Source organism: Chitinophaga sp. MM2321, assembly GCF_964033635.1.
Lineage (GTDB): Bacteria > Bacteroidota > Bacteroidia > Chitinophagales > Chitinophagaceae > Chitinophaga.
Genome location: NZ_OZ035533.1, coordinates 3,630,820 through 3,656,512, shown reverse-complemented (window position 1 = coordinate 3,656,512; position 25,693 = coordinate 3,630,820). Strand labels below are relative to the sequence as shown.

Annotated in this window: 23 protein-coding genes; 13 read left to right on the top strand and 10 right to left on the bottom strand. The window is 39.0% G+C overall.

Annotated features, from left to right (window positions below):
* Positions 1-332: 332 nt before the first annotated feature.
* Positions 333-1,163: an FRG domain-containing protein gene (locus ABQ275_RS14165; protein WP_349313794.1), complete on the top strand. Its 831-nt coding sequence runs from the start codon at positions 333-335 to the stop codon at positions 1,161-1,163.
* Positions 1,164-1,184: 21 nt separating this feature from the next.
* On the opposite strand, the gene ABQ275_RS14160 is transcribed toward ABQ275_RS14165, so the two are convergent.
* From ABQ275_RS14160 to ABQ275_RS14140, 5 genes are all read right to left on the bottom strand, one after another.
* A complete protein-coding gene (locus ABQ275_RS14160) occupies positions 1,185-1,454 on the bottom strand; it encodes a hypothetical protein (protein WP_349313793.1) in 270 nt (89 codons plus the stop codon).
* Positions 1,455-1,589: 135 nt separating this feature from the next.
* Positions 1,590-1,880 (bottom strand): hypothetical protein, encoded by a 291-nt coding sequence (locus ABQ275_RS14155; RefSeq protein ID WP_349313792.1) that lies wholly within the window; start codon positions 1,878-1,880, stop codon positions 1,590-1,592.
* Positions 1,881-2,179: 299 nt separating this feature from the next.
* Entirely contained in the window at positions 2,180-2,554 is a 375-nt protein-coding gene (locus ABQ275_RS14150) for a hypothetical protein (protein ID WP_349313791.1), read from the bottom strand.
* Positions 2,555-2,677: 123 nt separating this feature from the next.
* A complete protein-coding gene (locus tag ABQ275_RS14145) occupies positions 2,678-3,550 on the bottom strand; it encodes a TraB/GumN family protein (RefSeq protein WP_349313790.1) in 873 nt (290 codons plus the stop codon).
* Between the two features lie 269 nt (positions 3,551-3,819).
* Complete coding sequence (locus tag ABQ275_RS14140) at positions 3,820-4,164, bottom strand: hypothetical protein (RefSeq protein WP_349313789.1); 345 nt, start codon at positions 4,162-4,164, stop codon at positions 3,820-3,822.
* Positions 4,165-4,968: 804 nt separating this feature from the next.
* Here ABQ275_RS14140 and ABQ275_RS14135 point away from each other — a divergent pair.
* From ABQ275_RS14135 to ABQ275_RS14100, 8 genes are all read left to right on the top strand, one after another.
* The gene (locus ABQ275_RS14135) at positions 4,969-5,496 is read left to right on the top strand and encodes a response regulator (RefSeq protein WP_349313788.1); all 528 of its coding nucleotides are present in this window, start codon (positions 4,969-4,971) and stop codon (positions 5,494-5,496) included.
* Positions 5,497-5,595: 99 nt separating this feature from the next.
* The gene (locus tag ABQ275_RS14130; protein ID WP_349313787.1) at positions 5,596-5,973 is read left to right on the top strand and encodes a hypothetical protein; all 378 of its coding nucleotides are present in this window, start codon (positions 5,596-5,598) and stop codon (positions 5,971-5,973) included.
* Positions 5,974-6,135: 162 nt separating this feature from the next.
* Positions 6,136-6,705, top strand: a complete 570-nt coding sequence (locus ABQ275_RS14125; RefSeq protein WP_349313786.1) for a sigma-70 family RNA polymerase sigma factor — start codon at positions 6,136-6,138, stop codon at positions 6,703-6,705.
* A 190-nt stretch (positions 6,706-6,895) separates the two neighbouring features.
* Positions 6,896-7,474: a sigma-70 family RNA polymerase sigma factor gene (locus ABQ275_RS14120; protein WP_349313785.1), complete on the top strand. Its 579-nt coding sequence runs from the start codon at positions 6,896-6,898 to the stop codon at positions 7,472-7,474.
* A gap of 159 nt (positions 7,475-7,633) precedes the next feature.
* Positions 7,634-8,791, top strand: coding sequence for a FecR domain-containing protein (locus ABQ275_RS14115; RefSeq protein WP_349313784.1), 1,158 nt, complete (start codon positions 7,634-7,636; stop codon positions 8,789-8,791).
* Between the two features lie 135 nt (positions 8,792-8,926).
* On the top strand, positions 8,927-12,283 hold the full coding sequence (locus ABQ275_RS14110; protein WP_349313783.1) for a SusC/RagA family TonB-linked outer membrane protein: 3,357 nt from the start codon (positions 8,927-8,929) through the stop codon (positions 12,281-12,283).
* A gap of 19 nt (positions 12,284-12,302) precedes the next feature.
* The gene (locus ABQ275_RS14105; protein ID WP_349313782.1) at positions 12,303-13,733 is read left to right on the top strand and encodes a RagB/SusD family nutrient uptake outer membrane protein; all 1,431 of its coding nucleotides are present in this window, start codon (positions 12,303-12,305) and stop codon (positions 13,731-13,733) included.
* A 63-nt stretch (positions 13,734-13,796) separates the two neighbouring features.
* Entirely contained in the window at positions 13,797-15,119 is a 1,323-nt protein-coding gene (locus ABQ275_RS14100) for a TlpA disulfide reductase family protein (RefSeq protein ID WP_349313781.1), read from the top strand.
* A gap of 2 nt (positions 15,120-15,121) precedes the next feature.
* On the opposite strand, the gene ABQ275_RS14095 is transcribed toward ABQ275_RS14100, so the two are convergent.
* The 5 genes from ABQ275_RS14095 to ABQ275_RS14075 form a co-directional block, all read right to left on the bottom strand.
* A complete protein-coding gene (locus ABQ275_RS14095; RefSeq protein WP_349313780.1) occupies positions 15,122-15,382 on the bottom strand; it encodes a hypothetical protein in 261 nt (86 codons plus the stop codon).
* A gap of 99 nt (positions 15,383-15,481) precedes the next feature.
* On the bottom strand, positions 15,482-15,742 hold the full coding sequence (locus ABQ275_RS14090; RefSeq protein ID WP_349313779.1) for a hypothetical protein: 261 nt from the start codon (positions 15,740-15,742) through the stop codon (positions 15,482-15,484).
* An 89-nt stretch (positions 15,743-15,831) separates the two neighbouring features.
* The gene (locus ABQ275_RS14085) at positions 15,832-16,092 is read right to left on the bottom strand and encodes a hypothetical protein (protein ID WP_349313778.1); all 261 of its coding nucleotides are present in this window, start codon (positions 16,090-16,092) and stop codon (positions 15,832-15,834) included.
* A 105-nt stretch (positions 16,093-16,197) separates the two neighbouring features.
* Positions 16,198-16,650: a MauE/DoxX family redox-associated membrane protein gene (locus tag ABQ275_RS14080; RefSeq protein WP_349313777.1), complete on the bottom strand. Its 453-nt coding sequence runs from the start codon at positions 16,648-16,650 to the stop codon at positions 16,198-16,200.
* A gap of 419 nt (positions 16,651-17,069) precedes the next feature.
* Positions 17,070-17,417 carry an AraC family transcriptional regulator gene (locus ABQ275_RS14075; protein WP_349313776.1) on the bottom strand — a complete coding sequence of 116 codons (348 nt, stop codon included), beginning with the start codon at positions 17,415-17,417 and terminating at the stop codon, positions 17,070-17,072.
* Positions 17,418-18,805: 1,388 nt separating this feature from the next.
* On the opposite strand from ABQ275_RS14075, the gene ABQ275_RS14070 reads away from it, so the two are divergent.
* The 4 genes from ABQ275_RS14070 (at position 18,806) to ABQ275_RS14055 (ending at position 25,690) form a co-directional block, all read left to right on the top strand.
* The gene (locus tag ABQ275_RS14070; RefSeq protein WP_349313775.1) at positions 18,806-19,339 is read left to right on the top strand and encodes an RNA polymerase sigma-70 factor; all 534 of its coding nucleotides are present in this window, start codon (positions 18,806-18,808) and stop codon (positions 19,337-19,339) included.
* Between the two features lie 117 nt (positions 19,340-19,456).
* A complete protein-coding gene (locus tag ABQ275_RS14065; RefSeq protein WP_349313774.1) occupies positions 19,457-20,674 on the top strand; it encodes a FecR domain-containing protein in 1,218 nt (405 codons plus the stop codon).
* Positions 20,675-20,722: 48 nt separating this feature from the next.
* Positions 20,723-24,286 (top strand): SusC/RagA family TonB-linked outer membrane protein, encoded by a 3,564-nt coding sequence (locus ABQ275_RS14060; protein ID WP_349313773.1) that lies wholly within the window; start codon positions 20,723-20,725, stop codon positions 24,284-24,286.
* Positions 24,287-24,310: 24 nt separating this feature from the next.
* Complete coding sequence (locus ABQ275_RS14055; protein ID WP_349313772.1) at positions 24,311-25,690, top strand: RagB/SusD family nutrient uptake outer membrane protein; 1,380 nt, start codon at positions 24,311-24,313, stop codon at positions 25,688-25,690.
* Positions 25,691-25,693: the final 3 nt, after the last annotated feature.

The following is a 25,693-nucleotide window of genomic DNA, read 5'->3' as shown; positions in this document are numbered from 1 at the left end:
GGGCAAGTCCCGAAGGGTGGCTGGCTCCCGCCAGCCATTCCCGTGATGTTTTGAACGCTTTCCTTATTTTTGTTGTTCTTTTTATCCAGGGACAACAAAAAATGAGTGCAGGCAAAAAACTGGTGAGGTGATATAAAGGGTGAAGGAATCAGGAAGGAAGGGAGGGTTTACTGTTTGAAAGAAAAGAAGCTACTTTATCAGGACAAAAAGGATGTTTGTTACTGAGGTATTTTTGCCTATAAACAGAACTGGTAGGGCCTGATTAGGCTATAGAAAACAGGACAGGATGGTGCTTTAATAAAGCAGGTGATTCATGGTCTAAAAAGATTATTTTGGCTGATCAAATAAAAAAAATGGAGATTTCAAGTATTCAGGAATATTTAACGGAGGTAAAAGATTTATATAAGCAAACAAATGCTAAAAAACACTTTTTTTTCAGAGGACATGCTGATTTAGAATATCAGCTATGGCCTTCAGTACTTAGGGGGGATGGCTATGATGAAAAGGAGTTGCTTTTAGATTTTAAGCAGTATGGGCGCAGGCATCATGTTGATTATAATTACCAAACCGAACGAGATAAGCTACTAGTAGAAATGCAGCATTATGAGATACCAACAAGACTTTTGGATTGGTCAGTAGCACCGTTAACTGCGCTGTTCTTTGCCTGTAAGCATAATGTAAATCAGAAAACCGGAGAAGCTACGAATGGGGAGATCGTCATACTTAACACATGGAAGTACTGGCCCAAAGCAATAAATGGGAAGAAAGGGGTGCATCCTGAGATACACCAGATCAACATTACTGCCAGGTCTTTGCTGGCCTCTGGTTGGAATTATGAACACATTGCTAAGTATATCGAGAAAACTTTTGGGTATGCCGATTTAGCCACCAAGGATTTGGAATTACCATTTCCGTATGTTGCATGTTTTACCAATGACAGAATATATAACCAGCATGGATGTTTTACAATCCATGGAACCTCAGAAATACCAATGGATGAATTGGCAAAGGATTATTTGCACAGAATTCAAATTCCGGCAAATTGTAAAGCATCCATACTAGAGCATCTGAATATGTTGTACATCAATGACTACTCGGTGTATCCTGATTTTGAGGGGATGAGTAAAACCATCAAAGCGCATAAGGGATTATTCAACCTGTAATGATCAAAATTTTTCGACCGATCAGGAGTTATACAAACGGGCGTTATATTCCTGTTCTTCGTGGAGGACAACCATAATCTTTACATCCGATGCTGTATAGGATTTAAAGACAATACTGCATACAAATGTCTGATCATTATTTTCAAGTAGTTCCAATTCACCCGGATCGGTGATAAAGTCGTCCCATTTAAAATCGACTATTTCCCCTTCAGCGGGCAATACCTGGGGATTAATAATTTGAAATTCTTTAACCGCGAGTGAATTAAATGCGATTTGTAGCGTAACGGCCATAAGGACTTGGTTTTAGTAAGATGGTGAAAGTGAATGATAGCAAATAAAGCATATTTGAATCAGCAAACTGTTAACCCTAAGTAAACGGTAGGAAGGTTTTCCTTAAATACGTCTCAGGGGTGGTACAGTAATGTCTCAATCAATGGGTATCGGCATATTGAGTAAATATCCCCTGGGCATGCCTATAATATGGGCTGGACAGATTTGTCCTTTCTGTATTAATAAATTTAGTTGAGCTAAGATGGCCCGATTCAAACCACTGGATTTTAAGAAAACAAGATCGGTTTGCGGCAATACAATTTCCAGCAGTTTCTCCGTAGTAAAATGGGCACCAGGAACATTTAGTGTAATTGAAACTATCGCTTTCAATGTTCTTTCTTGGCTCTTTACTTTTTCCTGTGTCATGCGGTCTTTGTGGCTAAGCATAGGCATTTTTTCTTAGTTCAAACATAAGATACAAAATCATCGGGTTTCAATAGTTTTAATTTTTGTTTCCTATATCGTACTCTCTTTTAAAATAGCTATTCATAGAATTGCAATTATTGACCAGATTTAAAGGATCAGTGAACTAACAACGGAATGATAAAAGAGGCCGGCCAAAGAGGAATCAAGAGCCGGGCTTTTATGGAAATTTGTATGAAAGATCAACTCATTAATAAAAGCAGCCCGGGATAAGTCCTGATGCCGGTTATCTGTCAACCAAGAAGTTAAGTTCATTGTTGCAGTTATTTGTACATTTCAATTAAGTCTGTGGTGATGAATTTGTAAAAGCTGATACTTAGCATGGCAAATTCCTTTTTCTCCAGATCCACTTCATTTTCTAATTGTTCAAACTGATGAGGGGCTTCCGGCAATGGCTGGGGCAGGTCATCCAAAAAGTTGATGAGTTCATGAATGCGTTTGCGGATACCGTGGATGTTTATGGAAGCAAGCAGCATGTTCTGTTTGAATTCATCCAGAGGACTTTTAAATCGAGGATCACCCGCTTCCAGGGCTTCCTCAACCCGGATAAGACGCAACTGGATTTCTTTTAGAAGTACATCCAAATCCTTTACCAATCCGCTGCATCGATGTATTTCCTGTAAAAAGGTTAAGTTCATATGTGCTGAAACTTAAAAATGGGCAATGGAATTACCGGATGGAGAAGACTCAACTTACAGGGGGACTTTAATCAAAAATATAATTGAAGTGGAGCAATGGGTAAGTATACAAAAGTTGAAAAATTAATCAGGTAGCGGTTCTACCGTAAAACCTTCATTCCGCAAAAGCTGAATAAGTCCCTTATCTCCTGCAAGATGAGCAGCAGCAACAGCAAAGAAAACTGTTCCTTTGGTTAGTTGGGCTTTCATTTTGGGTATCCAGGCGATGTGCCGGTCAGCGAGGAACAAGGATCGGTATGGCCTTTCAGCCTCGGAGGCTTCGTAAAGTGCTTCCAGTTCATTCAGGTCCTGCCGCCGATAGGCATGTGCTGAACGGAAATAGGTTTCGTTACCTTTGTTGATGTTCCGGATCCTTGATAGCAAAATTTCCCCTTCTACCATATCGGGTATGCTATCATATATCTTAACCTGATCGGTAATATTTTCCAAGGCAACAATTGATTTTTTCTCCCGTATTGCAGTGGCAATCATTTCTTTCTCTATTGATACCGCCTGTTTGCATGGAATCCCGCGCGTGATAACGATAGTGGCTGCCAGCAAAGGTTTAGCCCATTGTAGTTTGATCAGGTCCAGAGAAAGGGAATCCGCGAAATAGCGGAGTAATTCATCAAATTTTATGCTGTCCATGCCGTCATGCAATGAGGGGTCGCCCTGTGGAATCATGAGTAGCGGTTCCAGTTTTTTGGGATCTTCAGGCTTGGACATATCTATTTCTGTACACAAAATTGCTGATTCCCTGAATGCAGCAGTTACTTTGGCTGGAACAAAGAATTCGTCTTTGCACAGCGAACCGGTAGTTCCGAAGAGATAGGAAGTTCCCTGGAGTTGACTGCCTGTAATTTTCCACAGGAGTTGTGCATGTACCAGATTTACCGAAAAGACCAAACAACAGGTCAATACTTTTGAGGGAGAAAACATGTTGATCAATTTTATCATTTAGGATTTTTTCAAAAAAATCAGGATTGATACAAGATTCAAAATTTGGTGATCGAAGAAAAAACAACAACAGATAGGGCACTCTTAGAATGTTATACTACTGTTATTCAAAAAAAACAGGATCCAGTTAAATGGGCTATCCACGGGCGTCTGGTTGAAATATTTCCAGCCCGAGAAGAATCAAGGGCAGGACTTTCATCCATTGTTTGTTAACCCCAAAAATCTTTCACCGATCCATATGGATAGCACCGGATCATTCAGCGTCAAATTCAACTATCAAAATAATCATCCATGATCCTTTCTGCCCTGGCGTTCTCCCCATGGACGAGGCTTTCAAAGGCGAGCAGTGCTTCCGGGATCGCATCATTAAGGTCGCTTCGGTGCTGGAACTTCTCCATCAACCACTGTAATATGATTTGCTTTTTTAGGATGTTCTCCCTACAAGCTCTTAAACCCTCCAGGGAGGTGGTCAATACCAAACGGCTTTTCTGTGGCGAATTTTGAAATGAGATCTCCATATCCTCTGAGGTGACAGAAATTTCCTGTAGCATCACATCCATTTTATCAACAAGCTCCTGGCAAAATTGGATGTGTTTTGGTGTAGTAGTGAGCATAATTATCGGATAATTTGATTTACTGATATATCGAACAGAATAACATCAAGGTCCAGTGTTTTTTGTTTCTAAACTACAGACGCAAATATAAATTGCCTTGGAAAAATAGTTGCTGATTATTTTGCCATAGCGTGTTATTCAAATGTTATTCTTTGATATTGGTCTGTTAGAATAAAAAAAATAAAAAATATTTTTATTCCGGATAACCCGACGCCTAAGAAATGCTGTTTTATAGTTGTCAGGGGTATTTTAAAGATCCCTGAAAGCTTTAATTGCCATAAATCAAAATCAGGCATAAAGCGCATTGCCGGAGGGTTTTAGTTTTAAAGCCCTGTGAGTGGAGCGTCTGTTGCCGGCGATGACGGGATGTCAATAAATTGAAGTACCAGCGCAGTGATGAGATCAGACCATTGATACAACTTTATATATGCAAAAGCCAATACTAAGCAGGCGGAGGGTTTGACGAATCCTTTCTGAGCTTAGAGGGCCTGTTACCAATTTGTGCAATTATTGCTGTATTTAAAAACAAATATTCCTACAAAATCTTTCTGGTGTGCAGGTACACCAGAAAGATTTTGGTAAAGTTACAGGCAGGAGGTTTCTACCTCACCGCCCAATTGGGTATGTGATCGTGCGATGGGAAGATTCATCTCTTTTCTCATGAGTATACTTTGCCATGAAACTTTGGGGATGCCGGGATCCGGTAAGGCAACTGGTATAAACAGAATCGCAGCAGTTCATTTTGTTAGGTGTAATACAATGCAACCTATATCAACATCAATCACCAAAAAAACAACAACCACTATGGGAAGAAAAATCCTATTTGTAGAAAAGGAACCAGAACAGGCAACACAGACAAAATTGAAACTGGAGGCATCCGGTTATGAGGTGACCCACCTGGATAACGGGAGCCTGGCATGGGGGCAATACCTCGGAGCGGAATATGACCTGTGCCTGATTGATGCCAATATCCGAAAGATGAATGGCTATCAGTTAATTGCAGCCATCCGGAAGGTCAATAACAACATCCCGATTTTATTTACTTCTTCGAGTACTTCGGAGAATGATGCCCTAAAGGCATTAGGGCTGGGGGCAGATGATTTTTTGCCCAAGCCTTATGACCAGATGAAGTTGCAACAGCGTTTGCATTGCTGGACGAGTAAGTTTCCAACAAAGGAGGAAAGGGGAATTAAGAAAGAAAAACCTACATCAGCAGCGGGAGCTAATGAACAGGAACTGAAGAAAAAAAATATAACAGATCCGCAAAAGGGGGCGCCTTCTAAAGCGTCCAAGAAAAATGATAAAGGGAAACAGAAAAAGAATAAACCTTAGGTACCCTTACGCTAAGGTCGGGAGTAAGGATGGTGCATAACAAGGAGACGATACCTGAAATGAAGAATCAATTTTATTCATTGCTATTTTATTTAACCCATGATGAATGGTTTTACCTTATTCCCGAAATCAAAATACCATCCCAGTTCGGAAGTGATCACCGAGCTGGGATCAATTTACACTGATCTTGTCCAGGCAGAATGTGATTTCGAAAAAGGGAAAGATGCACAGCTAAGCACCTGGTTGCTGAACATCAAGCTGATTGAGCTGGCCACACGGATTGCAACACTACATGGTAAACTGACTAAACGGAAGTATATACTTACCACAGATGTATACATTCCGGCGATGGGCTACTTCAACTTCATCATCGCGCTGGGGATACTATATCGATTGCTCTTAATGCTGGCTCGAAAAAGCACCCTGTTGCCGCACATACAGCACATTATCAATCAATCCGTAGGGCTGGTATCCTAACCTTTAAGCATAATCCGTTCAAAATTTACCACTACAAATATTATTTTAATTATATTTGTTTATTGGTGAGCCGGGGAAATACCTATAACTGTTAACCCATAGATCCTTCTCTTCATCTCCGCTTCCGGTACGCACCATTACTACCTTAACCATTCCAATAAAATGAAAACTTTATGTGATAAACCTGATTCAGCGTTGGCCGTATTGTTTAATGAAGGCAGTTCAGATGCGTTTGCTGAGATATATAACCGGTATTGGCAAAAAATGTACGGCCATGCCAGGCGCATGGTCAAAGATGATGAGCAGGCAGCTGACGTATTGCAGGACGTGTTTACAAAGCTCCTTGAGAAAAAAGGAAAATTCGAGCTGAAAAGCACCATTGCTTCTTTTCTGTATACTTCCCTTCGTAATCATATCCTGAATATTATTGCGAAGGAAAGAATAAGGGACGATCATTTTCAGTTACTCGTTCGCATCTATGAAGATGGGCATTGGCAGACCGATGAAGCCATACTGGCAAGGGAACTGACTGAAAGTATTGATAGGGAAATTGAGCTGCTACACGAACAGACCAGGACTAAGTTTAAATTGAGCTGGAATGAGCAGCTGAGTCATAAGGAAATCGCCGTCCGCACGGGAACAGCGGAAGAAACAGTAAAAAAGCAACTTTATTTGGCCATCAAAACCCTGCGCAGCAGGATTGCAAGAATATTGATCATTGTGATCGGCTGAACCTTAATTTTTTAAATTTAATCTAAAGTGCCTTCACAATCGTACATAGCTTAAATGGGGAACCCCCATATTTGCTTACTGATCCTTTGAAAAAATCCTTTTTTGCAATTGTCATGTTCATACTGTGTCGGTAACAGAGCCGGCAGTAATTAAATTTCAGTATTTTACGATTTAGCGAAAAAGGCGATACATGCTTGATGCACTAACTGACAGTGAATTGCTTTCCGCATTCAACCAAGGCGACGGAAAGGCATTCGAGGTACTTTACAACAGATATTGGAGAATGCTATTTCTTCATGCCCGGCGTTTGCTCAAATGCGATGAGCAGGCTAAAGATACCGTACAGGATGTATTTATGATGCTACTCCATAAATCGGATCGGATTGATTCTGAAAAACCGCTCTGGCCTTATCTCTATACCAGTCTGAGAAACAAAATCATGAACGCATTTGATCATGAGAAGGTAATCGACAGGTATGCACATTTCTGGCATCACGTAAACCTTAATGAGCATGAACTTAGCCGTGAAGAAATCTTAGAACGGGAAGAGGATAGCGATCGTCAACTTCAGGAAAGAATAGAAACAGAAATTTCTCTTCTTCCCCCTAAAATGCGACGGGCCTTTGAATTGGCAAAAAAACAAAGACTCAGCTATCGAGAGATATCCAATGAAACCGGAACCAGTGAGCAAACCATTAAAAAGCAAATAGAGCGTGCGATGCAAATCCTTCGAAGCAAATTAACGCTCCTGATTTCCCTGTTTCTCTAAAAAAATAAATTAATTCAAGAATCTGATTTACAAATACTTAAGGTGTTATTGGGCAGGTTGTCCACAGGTTTTTTTAAAAAAAACAAGAATGGACTACCCTAAATCACCTGGTCACCTGTATTTAAGTTATGGGGCATACCTACAACCGATAGATTAGCAATGGAAAAACAAGAAGCACTAGCATTAATCGCACGTTACCGTAATGGAACCTGCACACCGGAAGAGCAGCTACTGGTCGAGAGCTGGTACCTGGAGATCGCAAAGTCGGAATCCATGCCGGAAGGTCAGCCTGATTTTGAGCAGATTAATGAAAGCATCTGGAATGCACTTGTAGATCATGATGCCCGTCTTATTCATAGAAAAAACAAAAGGACTATACCATTTACCCCGTTAAAGATAGCCGCCGCCGTGCTGGGATTTGTTTTAGCAGCCGGCACGGTTTGGTGGTTTCTGAATCCGGTAATTCTACCCGATGTACCAAACCTCGCTGCAACGGATATAGGGCCTGCCAGTAATAAAGCTATCCTCACTCTTGCAAATGGACAGCAAATCACCTTGGACAGTCTCCATCAGGGAGAACTCTCCAAATTAGCAGGTCTCAGCATTCAACAATCTAAAAATGGAAAGGTTATCTATACCATAACCAAATCTACCATAACCAAATCCGATGAGACAACTGGAGAACAATTGAATACGATCAGTACGCCTAAAGGAGGCCAATATGAAATTGTATTGCAAGACGGTACACATGTCTGGCTGAATGCCGATTCAAAAATCACTTTTCCCCAATCCTTTACCAAACTAAAAGAAAGGAAGGTAGAACTGATTGGAGAAGCCTATTTCGAAGTAACGAAGAATCCTACAAAACCCTTCTCAGTTCAGAGTAATGAACAATTGGTAACCGTAACCGGCACACATTTCAATGTATGCTGCTATCCTAAATCTGAAAACATGCAAACTACGCTCGCTGAAGGAAGCGTCGTAGTTTCCTTACCCAAAACCGGGGCACACACAAACCTCTCTCCCGGAAAACAAGCGATAGTTACATCACATGAAATCCTAGTTAAGCAAGTCAATCCAGACGATATCATTGCCTGGAAGGACGGGCTATTCGTTTTCGTCCAAACCCCATTGCAGCAAGTGTTAAGAGAAATTAGCCGATGGTACAACGTTGAGGTTGATTACAGCAATATGCCGCAAATAAATTTCGATGGTGAAATCTCCCGTAAGATTCCGCTATCCGAAGTTTTGAGGTCAATTGAAATCAGCAGCAGCATCAAATTAAAGATGGAAGGAAGGAGGATCATGATCAACTAGTACAAAACTAACAACACAAACACAATCATTGTAAAAGACTAAAAAACCGGAGTGCTACTAACACCCCGGTTGTAGTCAGGTCTTTTGCATGTCGAGATGAATCAACAATTTTAATTACCTAAACTAACCAAAGATATGAATAATACTATTCATACCGATGCAGGCGTATTTTCTTTTTTCAGCGGGAAAATGCCTGTACTCAACCAAAGACAAATTCAATTCATTATAGCCATGAAAATGTTTCTGATACTTCTGGCCATTTCATTGAGGGTTTCCGCTGCGGCCTATTCGCAGGACATTACCCTTTCCCTCAAAAAAGCACCCTTACGTGATGTGATGAAATCGATCAGGCAACAAACCGGGTATCAGTTTCTATTCAAAAGCTCCTATCTCAAAGATGCCAGGCCGGTCACCATCGAACTTCAAAATTCCAGCATTGAAGAATCGCTGGAAAAGATCTTTGCAGACCAACCCTTCAGCTACTCTAAAGAGAATAAAATTATTATCATTCAACCCAAGTCTGACAAAAAAAAAGACGACAAATTTACTCCTGAATCAAAGCTTGATGAGGAAAAACAAATCATCATTAAAGGGAAAGTAACAGACAATGAGAATAAACCATTGATTGGTGTTAACATCCGAATTAAAGATTCGCAAACGGGAACTACTACAAATGAGGATGGGGATTACAGCATAACAGCTGAATCTAATAGTGTACTTCAATTCAGTTATGTTGGTTATACCAATGAAGATATACCTATTAAAGGAAGGACTGTAATCAATATTATATTAAAGGAATTATTAAATCAACTTGATGAAGCAGTTATAAAAGGATACTATTCGACGACTAAGATTTTGAATACTGGTAGTGTCAGTACTTTAAAGGCTGAGGAAATTAGCAAGCAACCGGTAAGCGACCCGTTACTTGCTCTGCAAGGTAAAATCCCTGGTTTATATCTATTTCAAACTTCCGGAGTTCCAGGAGCGGGTTTGCAGGTCAGACTGCGTGGTCAAAACAGCATTGCAAATGGTAACGACCCATTTTATATCGTTGATGGTGTCCCATTTAATGCCAGCAACCTTTCTCAGAATACAAATGCTACCCTTACTAATTTAAGCCCCTTTATGAGCTTGCGTCCTGAAGATATAGAAAGTATAGATGTGCTTAAAGATGCAGATGCGACAGCTATATACGGTTCAAGGGGTGCCAATGGGGTTATACTTATTACGACAAAAAAAGGTAAATCAGGCCAAACCAGATTGGATGTCAATGTATCAAATGGCATTGGTGAAGTAGCGAAGAAAATAAAGGCAATGAATACGCCACAATATCTCGAAATGCGCAAGGAGGCATATTTAAATGACGGCTTAAGCATACCCACTTCAACAACAACTGTATCAAGTTCAAATGCAGATCTTACCCTATACGATCAAAATAAATATACAGATTGGCAGGAAAAATTCATCGGTGGTACTGCTAACTTCCTAAATGCCCAAGGATCCATTTCCGGTGGAAATAAAAATACGCAGTTTCTGTTGAGCGGTTCATACCGCAAGGAAACAACAGTGTACCCAGGGCCATATAATAACCGTATAGGATCAATGCTTGTGAATATAAATCACACCTCAGAAAATGAAAAATTTCATGCCGATTTTAGTAGTTCCTATTCAAATTCAAATAACAGATTACCGATAATCGATCTGACTAAATACATATTAATTGCACCGAATTCACCTGATCCTTATAATGCAGATGGCACTATTAATTGGTTGAAAAATTTCTATAGTAATCCTTATGCGTGGATTGAGGAAAAATTGACCGCTAAAACAGAAAATCTAATCTCAAATATAACTCTATCCTACAACATCATAAATGGTTTGCAGCTCAAAAGTAATTTTGGTTATACAAAGATGCGCTTAGACGAGTCGACCATACAGCCAGCCACTTCTATAATGCCCAGGTCAGGGATTCTTCCAACCAATCGGTTGAATGACCTTGCACACAATTCAGTTGGCAGCTGGATTATTGACCCCCAGATAAATTATAGAAGAGTATTCGGCAAAAATACATTAGAGGCTTTAGTTGGTGCAACGTGGCAACAAAAGGAGCAGGAAGGAGTCCAGCAACGATATGTGGGATTTTCGTCCGATGATTTAATTGAGAACATTTCGGCTGCATCTGCTTTAAATGGATCTTCGTCCATTTATTCTCTTTATCACTACAATGCGATCTATGGCAGAATTGGATATAATTACGATGAAAAATATGTTTTAAACTTGACAGGAAGAAGGGATGGTAGTAGTCGTTTCGGGCCAGACAGACAATTTGGGAATTTTGGTGCGATTGGCGCCGCATGGATATTTTCCAAGGAGAACTTTCTTAGGTTGCCCTCCTTCATCAGTTATGGAAAACTCAGAGGTAGTATTGGCAAAACCGGAAATGACCAAATCGATGATTATGAATACCTGAGTTCATACCTGTCAAATGGAACGACATATATGGGGGTGTCTACCCTTGACCCAAAATCCCTAACAAATCCACTTTATGGCTGGGAAACCATCAATAAAATTGAGGCTGCCTTGGAAACTGGATTCTTAGATAATAAATTGCTCTTCAATATAGATTGGTACCGTAACCGCACCGGGAACCAGCTAGTTGGATATAACTTGCCAGGAATAACTGGCTTCTCCAATGTCAGAGCAAACCTGCCTGCGGTTATAGAAAACAAAGGCTTGGAAATAGAGATAACCTCACAGAACCTTTCCCACAGTGGTTTTTCCTGGAGTACTTCCGGCAACATTAGCGTACCTAAAAATAAGCTGATTTCATACCCTAATTTAACCAGTTCAAGCTACGCTCAAAGATATGTTGTTGGTCAGCCATTATTTATTATGTTTCTTTATAAGTCTACTGGAGTGGATAAAAATACGGGTCTATATACGTTTGATGACCTAAATAAAGATGGCGAAATTACGTCCTCATCAGATATTGCACCGTATTTCGTTGGGCAAAAATGGTTCGGTGCAATTACCAATAACTTTACATACAATGGATTTACTTTAGATTTTTCCATCCAGTTCGTCAAACAAACGGGCTATGATTATACTATCCAAAATGGAACACCGGGAAGGTATAATGTAAACCAGCCAACTTATGTTTTAAATCGGTGGGAGAAAGCAGGTGAAGAGGGATCACAATTCCAAAAATATACGACATTCATTTCAAACGAGAATTCGTTATATACGCAAAGTGATGCCTTGATCACTGATGCATCCTTTATACGCCTAAAAAACATCTACTTCGCTTGGGAGATTCCAGAACGCTGGAGTCAAAAGGCATGCGCTAAGCATATAAAAGTCTACTTGCAGGGCCAAAACCTGGTGACTTTTACAAAGTTTAAAGGCTTAGACCCGGAAACTCAAGGAGTGGCATCGGCCCTTACGCTACCTTCTTTACGTATCATTACAGCAGGTTTAAATTTGACTTTTTAAGTCATTAAAATTAGGAAAAATGAGATTAAATTACATATCAATAACTATATTTATACTTACGTTCAGCTTGGCTGGTTGTAGGAAATTTGTTGAAGTTGAAGCACCAAAAACGCAGTTGGTTACTGCTAAAGTTTTTGGCAATAATGAGAGTGCAACGGCTGCGCTTTTAAATATTTATCCTCAAATGATGGGAACAAAAGAGCCATCACCGTACCAAATGGGTTTGTATTTGGGACTTTCCGCGGATGAGCTCAAAAACTACTGGAATACACTGGATCAAATCTATACGAACAATTTGAATGCTCTTGACGCCCCAACTAATTCTATATGGCTAAGTGCATACCAGTATATCTATCAGGCTAATGCAGTGTATGAGGGTTGTAACGCTTCTCAAACGCTATCACCAAATGTCAAAAAGCAACTTATAGCTGAAGCACTTTTCATTCGGTCTTTCTGGTATTTTTATCTCGTGAACCTCTACGGAGATGTACCCCTAATAACTTCCACTGACTATTTAATAAACGGTAACGCTAAGCGGGACGCACAGTCATCAATTTATAATCAAATTGTAGCTGACTTACTGCTTGCAAAACAGGATTTAAGCGAAGATTACCTGGATGCAAAATACATCGTTTCCACACAAAGACTTCGACCTAATAAATATGCTGCAATGGCCCTACTAGCAAGGACGTATTTATTCATGGGAAAATATTCCGAGGCAGAAGCAGAGGCTAGTTCCATTATAGAAGAGACGAATTTATATACTACTGAGTTACCACTGAGCGAAGTATTTCTAGTAAACAGTAAAGAAGCAATCTGGCAACTTAGTCCTGCGGATTATACTGAAGGATCTTTAATGAATACTTCCGAAGGAAAAGGATTTGTTTTGACCGATGTACCAGCAACTTACTCGCTTTTTAATTGCTCTTCGATAAGTAAGAGTCTACTTGATTCATTCGAACCAAATGATTTGAGAAAAACAAACTGGATCGGAATATTTTCAAGTGCTGGAACAGACTATTTCTATCCTGCTAAGTACAAAGTAGTAAATGCCACTTCTATTTCTGAGTATTCAGTGGTATTGCGTTTGGCTGAACAATATCTGATTCGCGCAGAAGCACGTGCACAGTTAGGTAACCTCCCGGGTGCAATAGCAGACCTGGATGTGATCAGAGGCCGAGCTAATTTGCCATTAATAGCAGATACGAAACCTAACATTACTAAAGCAGAACTGCTTACTTCAATACTACATGAAAGACAAATTGAACTTTTTACCGAATGGGGCCATCGGTGGCTGGACTTAAAGCGCACAAAATCAATTGAAAACGTAATGGGTAGTGTAACCCCTGATAAGGGCGGTATATGGAAAAGTGAGAAACAGTTACTTCCACTACCGCTTACAGAATTGAAAAATGATCCAAATTTGATACAGAATAAAGGATATAATTAAGGTTCATGTTATTAGTATATTGTTATGAGAAAAATAATTATAATAGCTATTCTAATCCTCACAATGATGGAAGTATATGGTCAAGCTAATAAGATCTATTTTCCAAAAGTTGGTGACTATGTTAACAATCATCTATTTACTGAGATAATAAATAACCCAACTTCTAAAGCTAGTATAAAAGACTATAAGGGTCAATGGCTGGTATTGGACTTTTGGTCGAGGTTCTGTAGTGGCTGCATTGCAAGTTTTCCTAGAATGAATTTACTTACCAAACAATTTTCTGGGAAAGCTAAAATTATAATGGTGGCAGCTAGTGGCAATCCGAATGACCCCAAAGACGTTATCCGGACTAAAGCATTATATTACAACCAAGCGAAATTGAATAATTTAGATTTAACAGTGGCCTTTGATACAACCGTGAACCGTATTTTTGACATTACGGCTTTTCCGCTAATTCTTGTCATAGATCCTGTTGGAAAAATAGCAGTGAAGACTTATCATTTGGATAGTATAGCTTTAGCAAAAATAATTTCCGGTATGGTGCCTGAAGAACTTGAAAAAGGTTATTCGAGTCACGAGAAACATGCAGACTCAAATTATGTGAGAGTATTGCCATTACTAACCTCCGGTTTACAAGCAAATGGGGGCTACGATACAGCGTTTATATCCCGCTCTTTGCTGACCAGATGGAATGACAAAATGCCAAATTATTACTATACAGGATATTTCAGAAATCCGCGAGCTGAACCCTCTAATTTGTCCGAATGTATGGGCTTTGACCTTCAGCATCTTTTTTTGTTTGTTAACACCGGGAGAATAGAATGGTATTATGGGGATGGATTCTATGATGGAATAGTCCTTAAAACAAACAGGTTTTCTCCTGACGACTTAATAGCAAATGGGATAAAAAATTTATATGCCTATAGTCTATACACTTTGGTAAGAGAATCATCACTAGAAAAAACAAAAATGGCATTAGGAGAAGAATTGGAAAGGTCATTTGGACTGACTTCAACAGTTGAAACTAAGGTATGCAAGGTTTTGTCCCTGGTTGTAAAAAACCGTCAAAGAATAAAATCTTTGAAGAACAAAACTGGACATTCCAGTTGGGCTAAAGTGGACGATTCAATACACGTAGCAAATATCACTGTTAAAGATTTTATCTCAAGACATTTACAACTTACGACCAATATTGCTCAAATAGACGAGGGTAGCCCAAGAACGCCTATATTAGACGACACAAATGTAGATTTCAAATTAGATCTTTCCTTCGATTTCCAACACTTGAATTTAAGCCAAATCAAGTCGGCATTAAATCAACTGGGATTTGACCTGGTTGATACAGAAAAACAGATGAAGGTTATTGTCGTTAGTGATAGTAATTAGATTTAATGGCGCATTGGATCAATTGCCCAATAATTGTGAATCTTAGTGGCATAAAGCTGTCTGTCCCCGATTTCCGTTGGGATGAAGCAACCCGTGCCGCCTGTAATGCATGGTGATTCAATTTTAACTGAAAAGACAAGCCCAGTATTGTTTTCATTTTCATAGTAATACCGGGTCACTTTTGGATATTTGTTGGAAGCAATAGCCAAAGTAATGGCACCAAAGGCTATTAACATTATTAAAATGACGCGAATCTTTTTCATGATCTTTGATTTAAATAATGTACATAATTGTCTTGCCAAGCAATTTATAAAACAAGTGGTATTTAAGTATTGGTTGTAATTGATTTGCACCTAAGGATCTTAATGTCGAAGCGGACCATCGGCGATATATTTGGATATTTTAGCTACGTAAAGTTGCCTTTCTCCAATTTCTGTTGGAATTATACAGCCTATGCCACCAATTATACAGGGTGAATCAACGAGTATTGGGAATACTTCCCCAGTATTATCACTATTTGCATAATAATAGAGGGTTATAAGAGTATGTTTATTAGAAGCAATCGCCAATGTAACGGAAATGAATCCTATTATAATTGTTAAAGTAATTCGAACCTTTTTCATGTAATTACATTTAATATTGTGAAACGGGTTGTAGAAAGGAATTTCGAACATATTTAGGTACCGATGTCATCCATCGGTACCTAAATTTATTAATGCTTCAGGGGATCAGCAGCGGTAGTAGCATTTACTTTGGTAGCATACAGTAACCTGTCACCAACTGAGGTACTAACAATACAGGTGGAACCACCAGTGATACATGCGTTGTCAAATGTATCCTGAAGTACAGTTCCAGTGTTGTTTTCGTTTTCATAAAAATAACGTACTGTTGGCACACGAGAATTGGAAGCATTTGCAGCAGCAATTGCAACGAATGCGAGAACTCCGGTAAAGAAAATCTTTGAAAGTTTCATAATTTGGATTTTTTTTGGTAACGCTTACTTTTTTAACAGGGTTTCAGCATATCCCTTTGCCATGTTGCAACATGACGCTTTGATGCGCATAAAAGAGTTATATTTCTAAGTATTTATTGGCATCCAGTTAGTTGTATCACTTGGCTTTCTGTTTAATAAATAGCCGACTATGGCAAGTAAGAGAAATACGAGATTAAATATGATGTGCTGTTGCCAGGTTAGGGACCGGATAATGCCGCCGCAAGAGCAGGGTCGATCAATATCCGGTAAAGTCAATACATAAGCAACATAAATGGTAAATAGCGCCATAATTGCAATTGCTCCAATAAACCCTATCTGGCGCGTATTTTTAAATAAAATTAATCCAGCAATTATTAACTCTGCTCCCGGTATGATCACGGAAAGTATTCCTTTAAACGGTGCCAATTCAGGTGATCTATTAAGGTCACGGAGAAACAGATCAAAATCTAATAATTTTGTAGCACTAGTATAAATAAACAGAAAGAAAAAGGCATAGATAATGAACTCAATAATACGGCGACGATTTATCGTAAACATAGCATCAAATTTCTGTTAGATAATAGAACTTATAGCAGGCATAGCAGCACCCTGAAAGTGGCTGGCCTGCTCAAATTACAGGATGCCTGCCGCCGCCTATTATAAAAAAAGCAAAAAACATGAGACACAGCTTTTCTCCAAAAGGTTACTTAGAAAGTAATGATCAATTGTTGCATGTAGCTTCCATAAGCAATCATTGATTGCGTAGCTTGAATTACAGTGCTAGAAATTTTGAAAATTCCGGTCTGAGGGTAAACTGTGTCTTTGGGCTATAGGTTATACACCTGGGCTAAAGTTATTTTGAGTGTTTTCTTAAATCCTAATACAGGTCGTTGGTCACAAGGGCGTTTTCATCTGATCCTTCTACTAAATTAAAACTTTAAAAAATACTAACCAAAGGAAAAGTGCGATCAAATCTGTTATTTTTCACTGCGTTTCTTCTTCAGCGAAATCAAACCCGGTGGCTTACTAAATACGTATTGAAATGCCCTGGTGAAATTCGTTGCATTCCGGTAGCCTAATTTGCGCGCCACCAGCTTGACCATCATGCCATCCTCCAATAAAGCTTTGGCGTACTCCATGCTGATGTTCCGATGATATTCATATATGGTAATCTGGAAGCAAAATTTGAAGCCAAGCCGGAGCGACGTTTCACTTAGTCCTGAGGTCCTCATCAATTGTTCTATGGTAATGCCATGTCCCGGGTTACATTCGAGATCGGTTTTAACCCGGCATAATGCCGCTATTTGGGTTCTGGAAATGTTCATTTGAAGGTTTTCTGAGGGTGAGTTAATTTGAGTTAATACTAAACAGTTAATTATTGGCAAGAAAACACTATTTCAAATAAATAGGAATTTACTAAACTCCAGCTGAATAATAATCGCAGTTGTAAAATCATGAATTAAGTATCGATTCAGGAAATTGAAGTAACGGTGAGGTATTCATGTGAAAAGCATGTACTGATGTGATTTGGATTAATTTGGGATGTGATGATCTTACTTAAACAGGAAGTTGTTTGCAGAGCAGACAATAGATAAAAAGAATAAATTATTTTCTATCCATCAATTTTTTTATGTAGGTATAATCAGGGTATAAGGTGGTGAATGAACATGCATGATGATTTTTAGAAACGGCAAATATTTAATGTTTACTAACAATAAAAGTAATTGTTTAAAAGAATGTAAAACCTTTCCTGTTGTTGTTGTAAAACCTTACTGATATAACCATTTAGCAATTGAAATTAGTCAGCTCAAATTCCGTTAGGAGTCATTCAGGTGTTATACATTTGTGCGGTCATGCCCCATGTCCCTGCATGGTTCAATTCAAAATCAATAAGCACGTATTCACTCAATTGAATTCATGAAACCAACCATTTTACCTGTGATTAATTTACAGGAAGCGTATTCGCCGTAAGGCTTGGTTAAACATATTGACCTTAACCAACCTTTTATTCTTTGTATACATCATTAATACCCTAAAATATGCACCAGAACATTTTGCCTTTGGCAGCCCTGTGGTTGTCCGGCCATAATTTAGCCTGTAGTGGTATTACACATCAAATTGGTCTATAAATAATCTTTTTTTTCATTAATTACCCGAGACCCGATTTCTATCCGGTCTAATCTATCGTTGTATTATATACGCAATGGAACTGGGTTTCTATTCGGTTCCCATTTTATAATGTAAACCAATTATGAATGCATTTTGCGCATGATTAGTTGGAACTAAAACCGAGAAATAAACAGGGTCTTATTTCTATCTGGCCCTTTCAATTATTAATGGTTTGATATGGAGCTGGATGTCTATTCAGCTCAACATATTTTTTCAGCATGATCACCATGGATTACTGGAATATCTGCCAAGCCCTTGACGCCTAAATTAAATGAATATATATTTAATAGTAAGGAGTTGAAATTTGCAAATACAGGGTTAAGGTAACTGGATATCCATACATTCATAACTGACCATTTGAACCCCAAATTATGAGGTTGGAAAGGTGATTTACCCAATGTGTATTTTCCGGATAGTTGTGGATTTTGGAACCTCTTGTATTAAAAAATAGTTTACCTTTAATGTTATTTTATTTGGGCTAACCCCAACGCCTATGGGCGAAATTCTGCTACTATCCCATCTACATACCGTCTAAATGGTCCATATGAGTAAAGCTGAATTTGAGCAGGTTTATCATACTTATTTCACTGCGTTGTGCCTATACGCAGAAAAAATAATCGGAATCCGACAGAGTGCTGAGGATCTGGTGGAGGATACATTTGCCAAACTTTGGGAGCGCAGGGACCAGGCAAAGATTATCAATATCTATGCTTATTTGAATACCATTATTCGGAATGCCTGTTTGGATTATCTTAAAGACAAACAGCGTAAGCTACAGACGCATAACAGCATAGAATATACATTATTGAACTATCCCGATGCAGACCTGGAACTGATCAGGACAGAGGTGTTTCGTCAAATGGAATTGGCTATTGAGGACTTGCCAGAAACATTCAGGAGGGTTATTAAAATGGCCTATATGGACCGCATGCAAAGTAAAGCAATCGCCGAAAACCTTGGGGTGAGCCTAAGTACAGTTGAAAAGCACAAAGCAAAAGGGTTGGTCATGCTCCGCACAATTTTAGGAAAAGGCACATTCGGTCTTCTGTTCATGGTCATTCATGAAGCTTCGAGATAGATATTAAATTCCCTTCAAAATATTAAATATTGAAATAACCTGTCACTTATTTATTAGTGGACTATATTATTTACGGGTTTTATCCTTTTTAAAGTCTTATCTAAACAACGCAATCCAATGAATGAACATCGGGGATTTTGGCAAAGCGAAATAGCAAATCTGATTGTCCTTCATATCAGGGGTACCATTACGGAGGATCAGGAAAAGAGGTTGCAGGAGTGGCTTAATGCATCTGAAAAAAACAAGAAATTGTTCCTGGAGTTGTCAGGCCCTGAAGCAATAGAGGGGTATATACGCGAAGATCGCAGCAAGGTCAGACACGATGTCCTCGCAAGGATATACGAAAGTACTGCAAACAAGGAAACAGACAGGCAAAACATCCGGAAGAGAAAACGTGTCAGGAGGATATTACAGGTGGCAGCTGTCTTGCTATTGGCAATAGGGGCATCGCTACCTTATCTGCTGCAAAAATATGGCTCCGCTGAAAAAAGCAAACAGCAGAGCGGTCTACTCGATAAGGATGTTGCACCCGGAAGTAAAAAGGCGGTATTGCTGTTGGGGAACGGACAAGAAGTTGATCTGACGATGAACAAAGATACCAGTTTCACACAGGGCGCTGTAGTGCATGTGAGCAAGCAAGGGATGCTCAGTTACATTACAAATAAAGGGACTGTTCAAGAGGATCAGTACCATACGATGATTACGCCCAATGGGGGGGAATACCACCTGCAATTGTCTGATGGTACCAATGTTTGGCTGAATGCAGCATCCAGTATTCGTTTCCCAGCACAATTTACAGGTGGAAAGAGAATGGTGGAGATTACCGGAGAAGTTTACCTGGAGGTGGCAAGGGATATGAACCATCCTTTTATGGTCAGCGTACAGGGAATGGAGGTATTGGTGTTGGGTACCGCATTCAACATTCAGGCATACCAGGAGGATCATATTCAGACGACGCTGTTGAGTGGTGCGGTGCGGCTGAAAGAAAAAGAAAAAACATTGACACTGCAACCGGGAAAGACGGCGGTATCCAATGGACTGGACATAAAGATTTTGCCTGCGGACACTCTTTCTGTGATGGCATGGAAAAATGGAAACTTCCGTTTCCGGGGAATGGATATGAAAGCGTTGAGCGAACAGTTGGCACGCTGGTATGACATACAGATCAGATTCGCCGCCGACTATGATCAGCGCAATGAGTTTGTGGGGGAAATCAGCAGGGATGTTCCCTTATCAGAGGTTCTAGAAATGATTCAAAGCACGGGTGTTGCCAGCTTTAAGATAGAAAACAAAACGGTATACATTTCAACAGGACAATCAGATACCAACCATTAAATCATTTACAGGGCGAAAAGTCCTGATCAACTGACAAGCATTCGCATTATGATGAAACACAAAGGTTCCCTTAATCGAGGGACTCGGCATCGCATTGCCCTCCCAATAGTGATCAATTTCTTGGTATTTATGCTATTGCAGGGGGGACTATCTGCACAGGGCAACATTACAGAACAACAGACTAAAGGGTTAACCCTTTCTTTCCGGAATGCGCCGGTAGAAAAAATATTTGATGCCATAGAACAGCAGAGCAGCTACCGAATATTGTACGATAAGAAATTAACTGGCAAAGCGAAGCCTGTAAGCATCGAGGTTAAAAATGCAGCGGCGGCATCAGTCTTCAAAAAGATTTTTGCAGGGCAACCTTTTGGCTATACGTTAAATGGCCAGCGATTAATTGTGCAGCCTCATCCTAATTCCAAAGAAAGCAAAAACCAACCCATAGATTTCAGTTTAGATTCAAACAAAGATTCGGCCAGCCAGATCTCTGGCAGGGTCACCTATCGCGGCGCTCCTCTACCTGGAGCGTCCGTGAAGATTGAAGGATCCACAATAGGAACGGTTACGGATGAAAATGGCCGGTTTAAATATTTAAGTGGCAGCAGACTTAACGGTTTTCTCATAGTATCCTTTGTGGGTTTCCACTCAAAAAGGATCAAGCTGCCGCTTGAACTTAACGAAACACTGGAAGTGGAACTTGAACAAGAAGAAATGAAATTAGAAGGACATGAAGTAGTGTCTACGGGGTACCAAATATTACCCAAAGAAAGGGCGACGGGAAGCTTCATTTTTCTTGATAATACAGAGTACAATAGGGAAATTAGTACAGATGTGCTTAGCCGCCTGGAAGGCAAGGTCAGTGGAATGGCATTTGATAAGCGCGCAGCAGATGACCGAATTACAATTAGGGGTGTAAGCACATTAACTTATGGAATATCTGCACCACTTATTGTGGTTGATAATTTTCCATATAACGGAGATTTGAATAACATCAACCCAAATGATGTCGAAAGCATTACCATCCTTAAAGATGCAGCTTCCGCTTCCATTTGGGGCGCAAGGTCTGCAAATGGAGTAATAGTGATTACCACGAAGAAAGGGCAGTATAATAAGCCTTTGACTTTAAGTTTTGCTTCTAATTTGACCATATCAGAAAAGCCTGATTTAAACTACTTTCCCCAAATGACATCCTCAGATTTCATCGATGTGGAACAGGAATTGTTCAATAACGGTTTTCAATTTTCTGATACAGCAAAAAACAACCGGCCCATATTCTCTCCTGTTTATGAAATTCTATTTAAACAGCGGAATGGTAAACTGACACATGAAGCAGCATCGCAACAAATAGATGAACTAAGGAATAAGGATCTCAGGAGAGATTATTCAAAGTATATTTACCGCAACCCTTTAAACCAGCAAAATTCTATACAGATTTCGGGGGGGAACAACCAGATAAAATATCACTTTTCTGGGGGCTATGATCGAAATCTCTCCAGATTGAAAGAAAATGACTTTGACCGCATAACCTTACAAAACAATACTACATTTCGGATTTTGAAAAATATGGAGACAGTTATAGGTATTGCTTATACGCAAAGTAAATCTGATAACAACAGCATTGGTGATTACAATTCCTTATCTCTTAGTGATGCTAGAGGAACCTATATATATCCATATGCAGAACTGGGTTATGGAAATACATACAACCTACCAAAAAATTACAGAACTGCTTATTTGGATACTGCTGGCAATGGAAGGCTATTAAATTGGAATTACAATCCATTGACAGAGATGCAAGAATCAGATAAATCCACGAAAAATCAGGATTTTGTACTGAATCTGGGAAATACCTATCAGCTTTTACCTTCGTTAAGTGTCGGTATTAAATATCAATTCGAAAATCAGAAAACTCAATACAGATCCTATTACAATACCAATACTTTTTTTGCACGTGATTTAATAAATCGCTTTTCGCAGTTAAAGGGTAGCGAAGTAATCTATGGGATACCATTGGGGGGAATACTTGATTTGGATACAAGGAATCTAGTCAGCAACAACCTGCGCGGGCAATTGAATTACGATAAAGTATGGAATCAGAAGAATCGAATTTCAGCAATTGCAGGAATGGAAATTAGCGAAGCCAATTTCCAAGGCAATAGCTTTCGTACCTATGGATATAATGAGGAAAACAGTACATCCCAAAATGTGGATTTCAAGAATTCATATCCAGTTTTTGATAATTTAAGTGGAACTACTGTAGTTCCAAATAAAGCAGATTTCTCTCAAGTAACCAACCGTTATAGATCTTATTTTGTCAATGCTGCATATACCTACAAGGAAAAATATATAATGTCCGGGAGCGCGCGGAAAGATGAATCCAATTTATTTGGTGTGGAGACGAATAAAAAAGGGGTCCCTTTATGGTCAAGTGGTCTGAGTTGGATAATTTCAAATGAGGATTTTTTCAAAACCAAAATGATCTCCTTTTTAAAGCTCCGATCCACCTTTGGCTATCAGGGCAATATCAATCCAACAGCGACTTCTTTGGCGACAATTCGATATTACACCCCAAATAGAATAACTAATTTAATCTTCGCAGCTCCTTATACCCCGCCCAATTCAGAATTGCGCTGGGAAAAGGTTGGTACCTTTAACGTAGGTTTAGATTTTTCGTTGAAAGATGACCTAATAACTGGAAGTGTTGAATATTATACAAAAAACTCCACAGATCTTTTAAGTCCAGTACCTATAGACCCAACATCAGGATTCAATTCGGTTACTATGAATGCCGCTGATATAAAAGGTAAAGGTATTGATATTCAACTCACTTTTAAAATTATTCAGACACCTAATTTTAAATGGCGGACCAGTGCCCTGTACAGCTCGAACAAATCGGTTGTTGCAAAATATTTCAATACCAGCATAAGAGCCAATTCCTTTTTAGGGAATGGATTTAACCTAAATCCCTTAGAAGGAAAGGTACTATATCCAATGTTCTCCTATAAATGGGCAGGGTTGGATCCTAAGAATGGGGATCCACAAGGGTATTTAAATGGAGCTGTAAGTAAAGAGTATAGCAGTCTCATGGCGGATTCGGTTCAAAATCTCGTTTACCACGGATCGGCTATTCCCCTCTATTTTGGTTCAATAAGAAATGACATTAACTGGAAAGGATTTCAATTGTCAGTTAATATCACCTATAAATTTAAATACTTCATTCGAAGGCCAACTATAGAATACAATTCTCTGTACACTCAATGGAAGGGACACACTGACTATAAAGACAGGTGGCAGAATCCTGGTGATGAAGCAACAACTTCTGTCCCCTCTATGACGTACCCGGCCAATAGCAACCGTGACCTTTTTTATGCAAACGCTGAGCCTAACGTAGAAAAAGGTGACCATATCAGATTACAGGACATTAGGTTGGCTTATAATTTTAAAAATTTATCTCAATCACATTGTCTGGTTAAAAATCTGGAAGTTTCACTTTATGCCAATAATATTGGAATAATTTGGAAAGAAAGCAAAGGTCAAATTGATCCCGATTATATAAACAATAAAATCCCTTATTCCAGATCTTATGCAATTGGAGTTCGAGGTTCATTCTAATAAACCTGTTCAAAATATATTTCTATGAATTGGATTGAATTTAGTAGAACATTTAGATGTATCACTATATGTCTTACTATATACGTTATTTGCGGTTCCTCCTGTAGTAAATACCTAGATAAGAAGTCGGATAACAGTCTTGCTATCCCAAAAACGTTGCAGGATTTTCAATCGCTTTTGGATTATGCAGTCCGAATGAATTTTTCTGAGCCAATTCTAGGGGAAATCGCGGCGGATAATTATTATTTATTAGCAAATGATTTTCAAAGCTTAAATGTTAGTTACCGAGACAATTATATTTGGAAGAATGTTGCCGAATGGGATGCAAACTGGGTATCTCCTTATACAGCTATATCAACTAGCAATCTAGTTCTAGATAATCTGGAAAAGGTAAAGAATGGAGATAAATTATTATTTAACTCCATTAAAGGTAGCGCCTTATTTTTTAGGGGTCATTTACATTTTAACGTGGTTCAGGACTATGCTAAAGCTTATGATAATTCCACAGCTTCAGAAGATATAGGTATCGTGCTAAAACTAACTGCTGATATAAATGATCCTTCAAAAAGAGTGTCATTGAAAGAATGTTACTTGCAAATTATTGAAGACCTAAAGAATGCTGCATCGTTACTTCCATTTACTACAAGTATTTCTACACGGCCTACAAAAGCTGCGGCATTTGCTGAATTAGCAAGAGTCTACCTCTGCATGTCAGATTTTGTCCAATCCGGGTTGTATGCAGATTCCTGTTTGCAAATAAGAGATGAATTAATCGACTATAATACTCTTGATGGAAGCACTAAGTATCCAATAGCTTCATTTAATGAAGAAACTATTTTCTTTGCAACCTCACTGGGTGCCCCGCCCCTGAAACCTCCAACATGTATTGTTGATTCAACTTTGTATCAATCCTATTCAAATAACGATTTAAGAAAACATCTTTTTTTTGGAGATAACGGTAATAATACCTATAGTTTTAGAGGGAATTATGCTGGAACCACGAATGGAGGTTCAAGCGTCTGCTTTACTGGAATTGCAACGGACGAAATTTATTTGATCCGAGCAGAATGTTATGCAAGAAACAATGACACCAAGAGGGCATTAATAGACATTAATACATTGTTAAGAAAACGTTGGCTTCAAAACACATTCATTGACTTTGATTTAGACGATTCAGAGAAGGTGTTAATGGTCATATTGAATGAGCGAAGAAAGGAATTGATCTTTAGAAATAGAAGATGGAGTGACCTTAAACGACTGAACAAAGTGTCCAAGTTTGCCATCACACTTGAGCGAAAATTTGAGAATGATACTTATTCACTTCCGCCTAATGACCTTCGGTATGAGTTATTGATCCCCAATTCAGTAATCTCAATTTCTGGCATTGAACAAAATAAACGTTAAGTT

Coding starts and splice junctions, on each gene's coding strand:
- ABQ275_RS14075 (WP_349313776.1), bottom strand. CDS start 17,417: ATGAACATTTCCAGAACCCAAATAGCGGCATTATGCCGGGTTAAAACC.
- ABQ275_RS14155 (WP_349313792.1), bottom strand. CDS start 1,880: ATGCTTAGCCACAAAGACCGCATGACACAGGAAAAAGTAAAGAGCCAA.
- ABQ275_RS14065 (WP_349313774.1), top strand. CDS start 19,457: ATGAATGAACATCGGGGATTTTGGCAAAGCGAAATAGCAAATCTGATT.
- ABQ275_RS14115 (WP_349313784.1), top strand. CDS start 7,634: ATGGAAAAACAAGAAGCACTAGCATTAATCGCACGTTACCGTAATGGA.
- ABQ275_RS14080 (WP_349313777.1), bottom strand. CDS start 16,650: ATGTTTACGATAAATCGTCGCCGTATTATTGAGTTCATTATCTATGCC.
- ABQ275_RS14090 (WP_349313779.1), bottom strand. CDS start 15,742: ATGAAAAAGGTTCGAATTACTTTAACAATTATAATAGGATTCATTTCC.
- ABQ275_RS14105 (WP_349313782.1), top strand. CDS start 12,303: ATGAGATTAAATTACATATCAATAACTATATTTATACTTACGTTCAGC.
- ABQ275_RS14070 (WP_349313775.1), top strand. CDS start 18,806: ATGAGTAAAGCTGAATTTGAGCAGGTTTATCATACTTATTTCACTGCG.
- ABQ275_RS14140 (WP_349313789.1), bottom strand. CDS start 4,164: ATGCTCACTACTACACCAAAACACATCCAATTTTGCCAGGAGCTTGTT.
- ABQ275_RS14110 (WP_349313783.1), top strand. CDS start 8,927: ATGAATAATACTATTCATACCGATGCAGGCGTATTTTCTTTTTTCAGC.
- ABQ275_RS14055 (WP_349313772.1), top strand. CDS start 24,311: ATGAATTGGATTGAATTTAGTAGAACATTTAGATGTATCACTATATGT.
- ABQ275_RS14145 (WP_349313790.1), bottom strand. CDS start 3,550: ATGATAAAATTGATCAACATGTTTTCTCCCTCAAAAGTATTGACCTGT.
- ABQ275_RS14120 (WP_349313785.1), top strand. CDS start 6,896: ATGCTTGATGCACTAACTGACAGTGAATTGCTTTCCGCATTCAACCAA.
- ABQ275_RS14085 (WP_349313778.1), bottom strand. CDS start 16,092: ATGAAACTTTCAAAGATTTTCTTTACCGGAGTTCTCGCATTCGTTGCA.
- ABQ275_RS14100 (WP_349313781.1), top strand. CDS start 13,797: ATGATGGAAGTATATGGTCAAGCTAATAAGATCTATTTTCCAAAAGTT.
- ABQ275_RS14150 (WP_349313791.1), bottom strand. CDS start 2,554: ATGAACTTAACCTTTTTACAGGAAATACATCGATGCAGCGGATTGGTA.
- ABQ275_RS14095 (WP_349313780.1), bottom strand. CDS start 15,382: ATGAAAAAGATTCGCGTCATTTTAATAATGTTAATAGCCTTTGGTGCC.
- ABQ275_RS14135 (WP_349313788.1), top strand. CDS start 4,969: ATGGGAAGAAAAATCCTATTTGTAGAAAAGGAACCAGAACAGGCAACA.
- ABQ275_RS14060 (WP_349313773.1), top strand. CDS start 20,723: ATGATGAAACACAAAGGTTCCCTTAATCGAGGGACTCGGCATCGCATT.
- ABQ275_RS14130 (WP_349313787.1), top strand. CDS start 5,596: ATGATGAATGGTTTTACCTTATTCCCGAAATCAAAATACCATCCCAGT.
- ABQ275_RS14160 (WP_349313793.1), bottom strand. CDS start 1,454: ATGGCCGTTACGCTACAAATCGCATTTAATTCACTCGCGGTTAAAGAA.
- ABQ275_RS14125 (WP_349313786.1), top strand. CDS start 6,136: ATGAAAACTTTATGTGATAAACCTGATTCAGCGTTGGCCGTATTGTTT.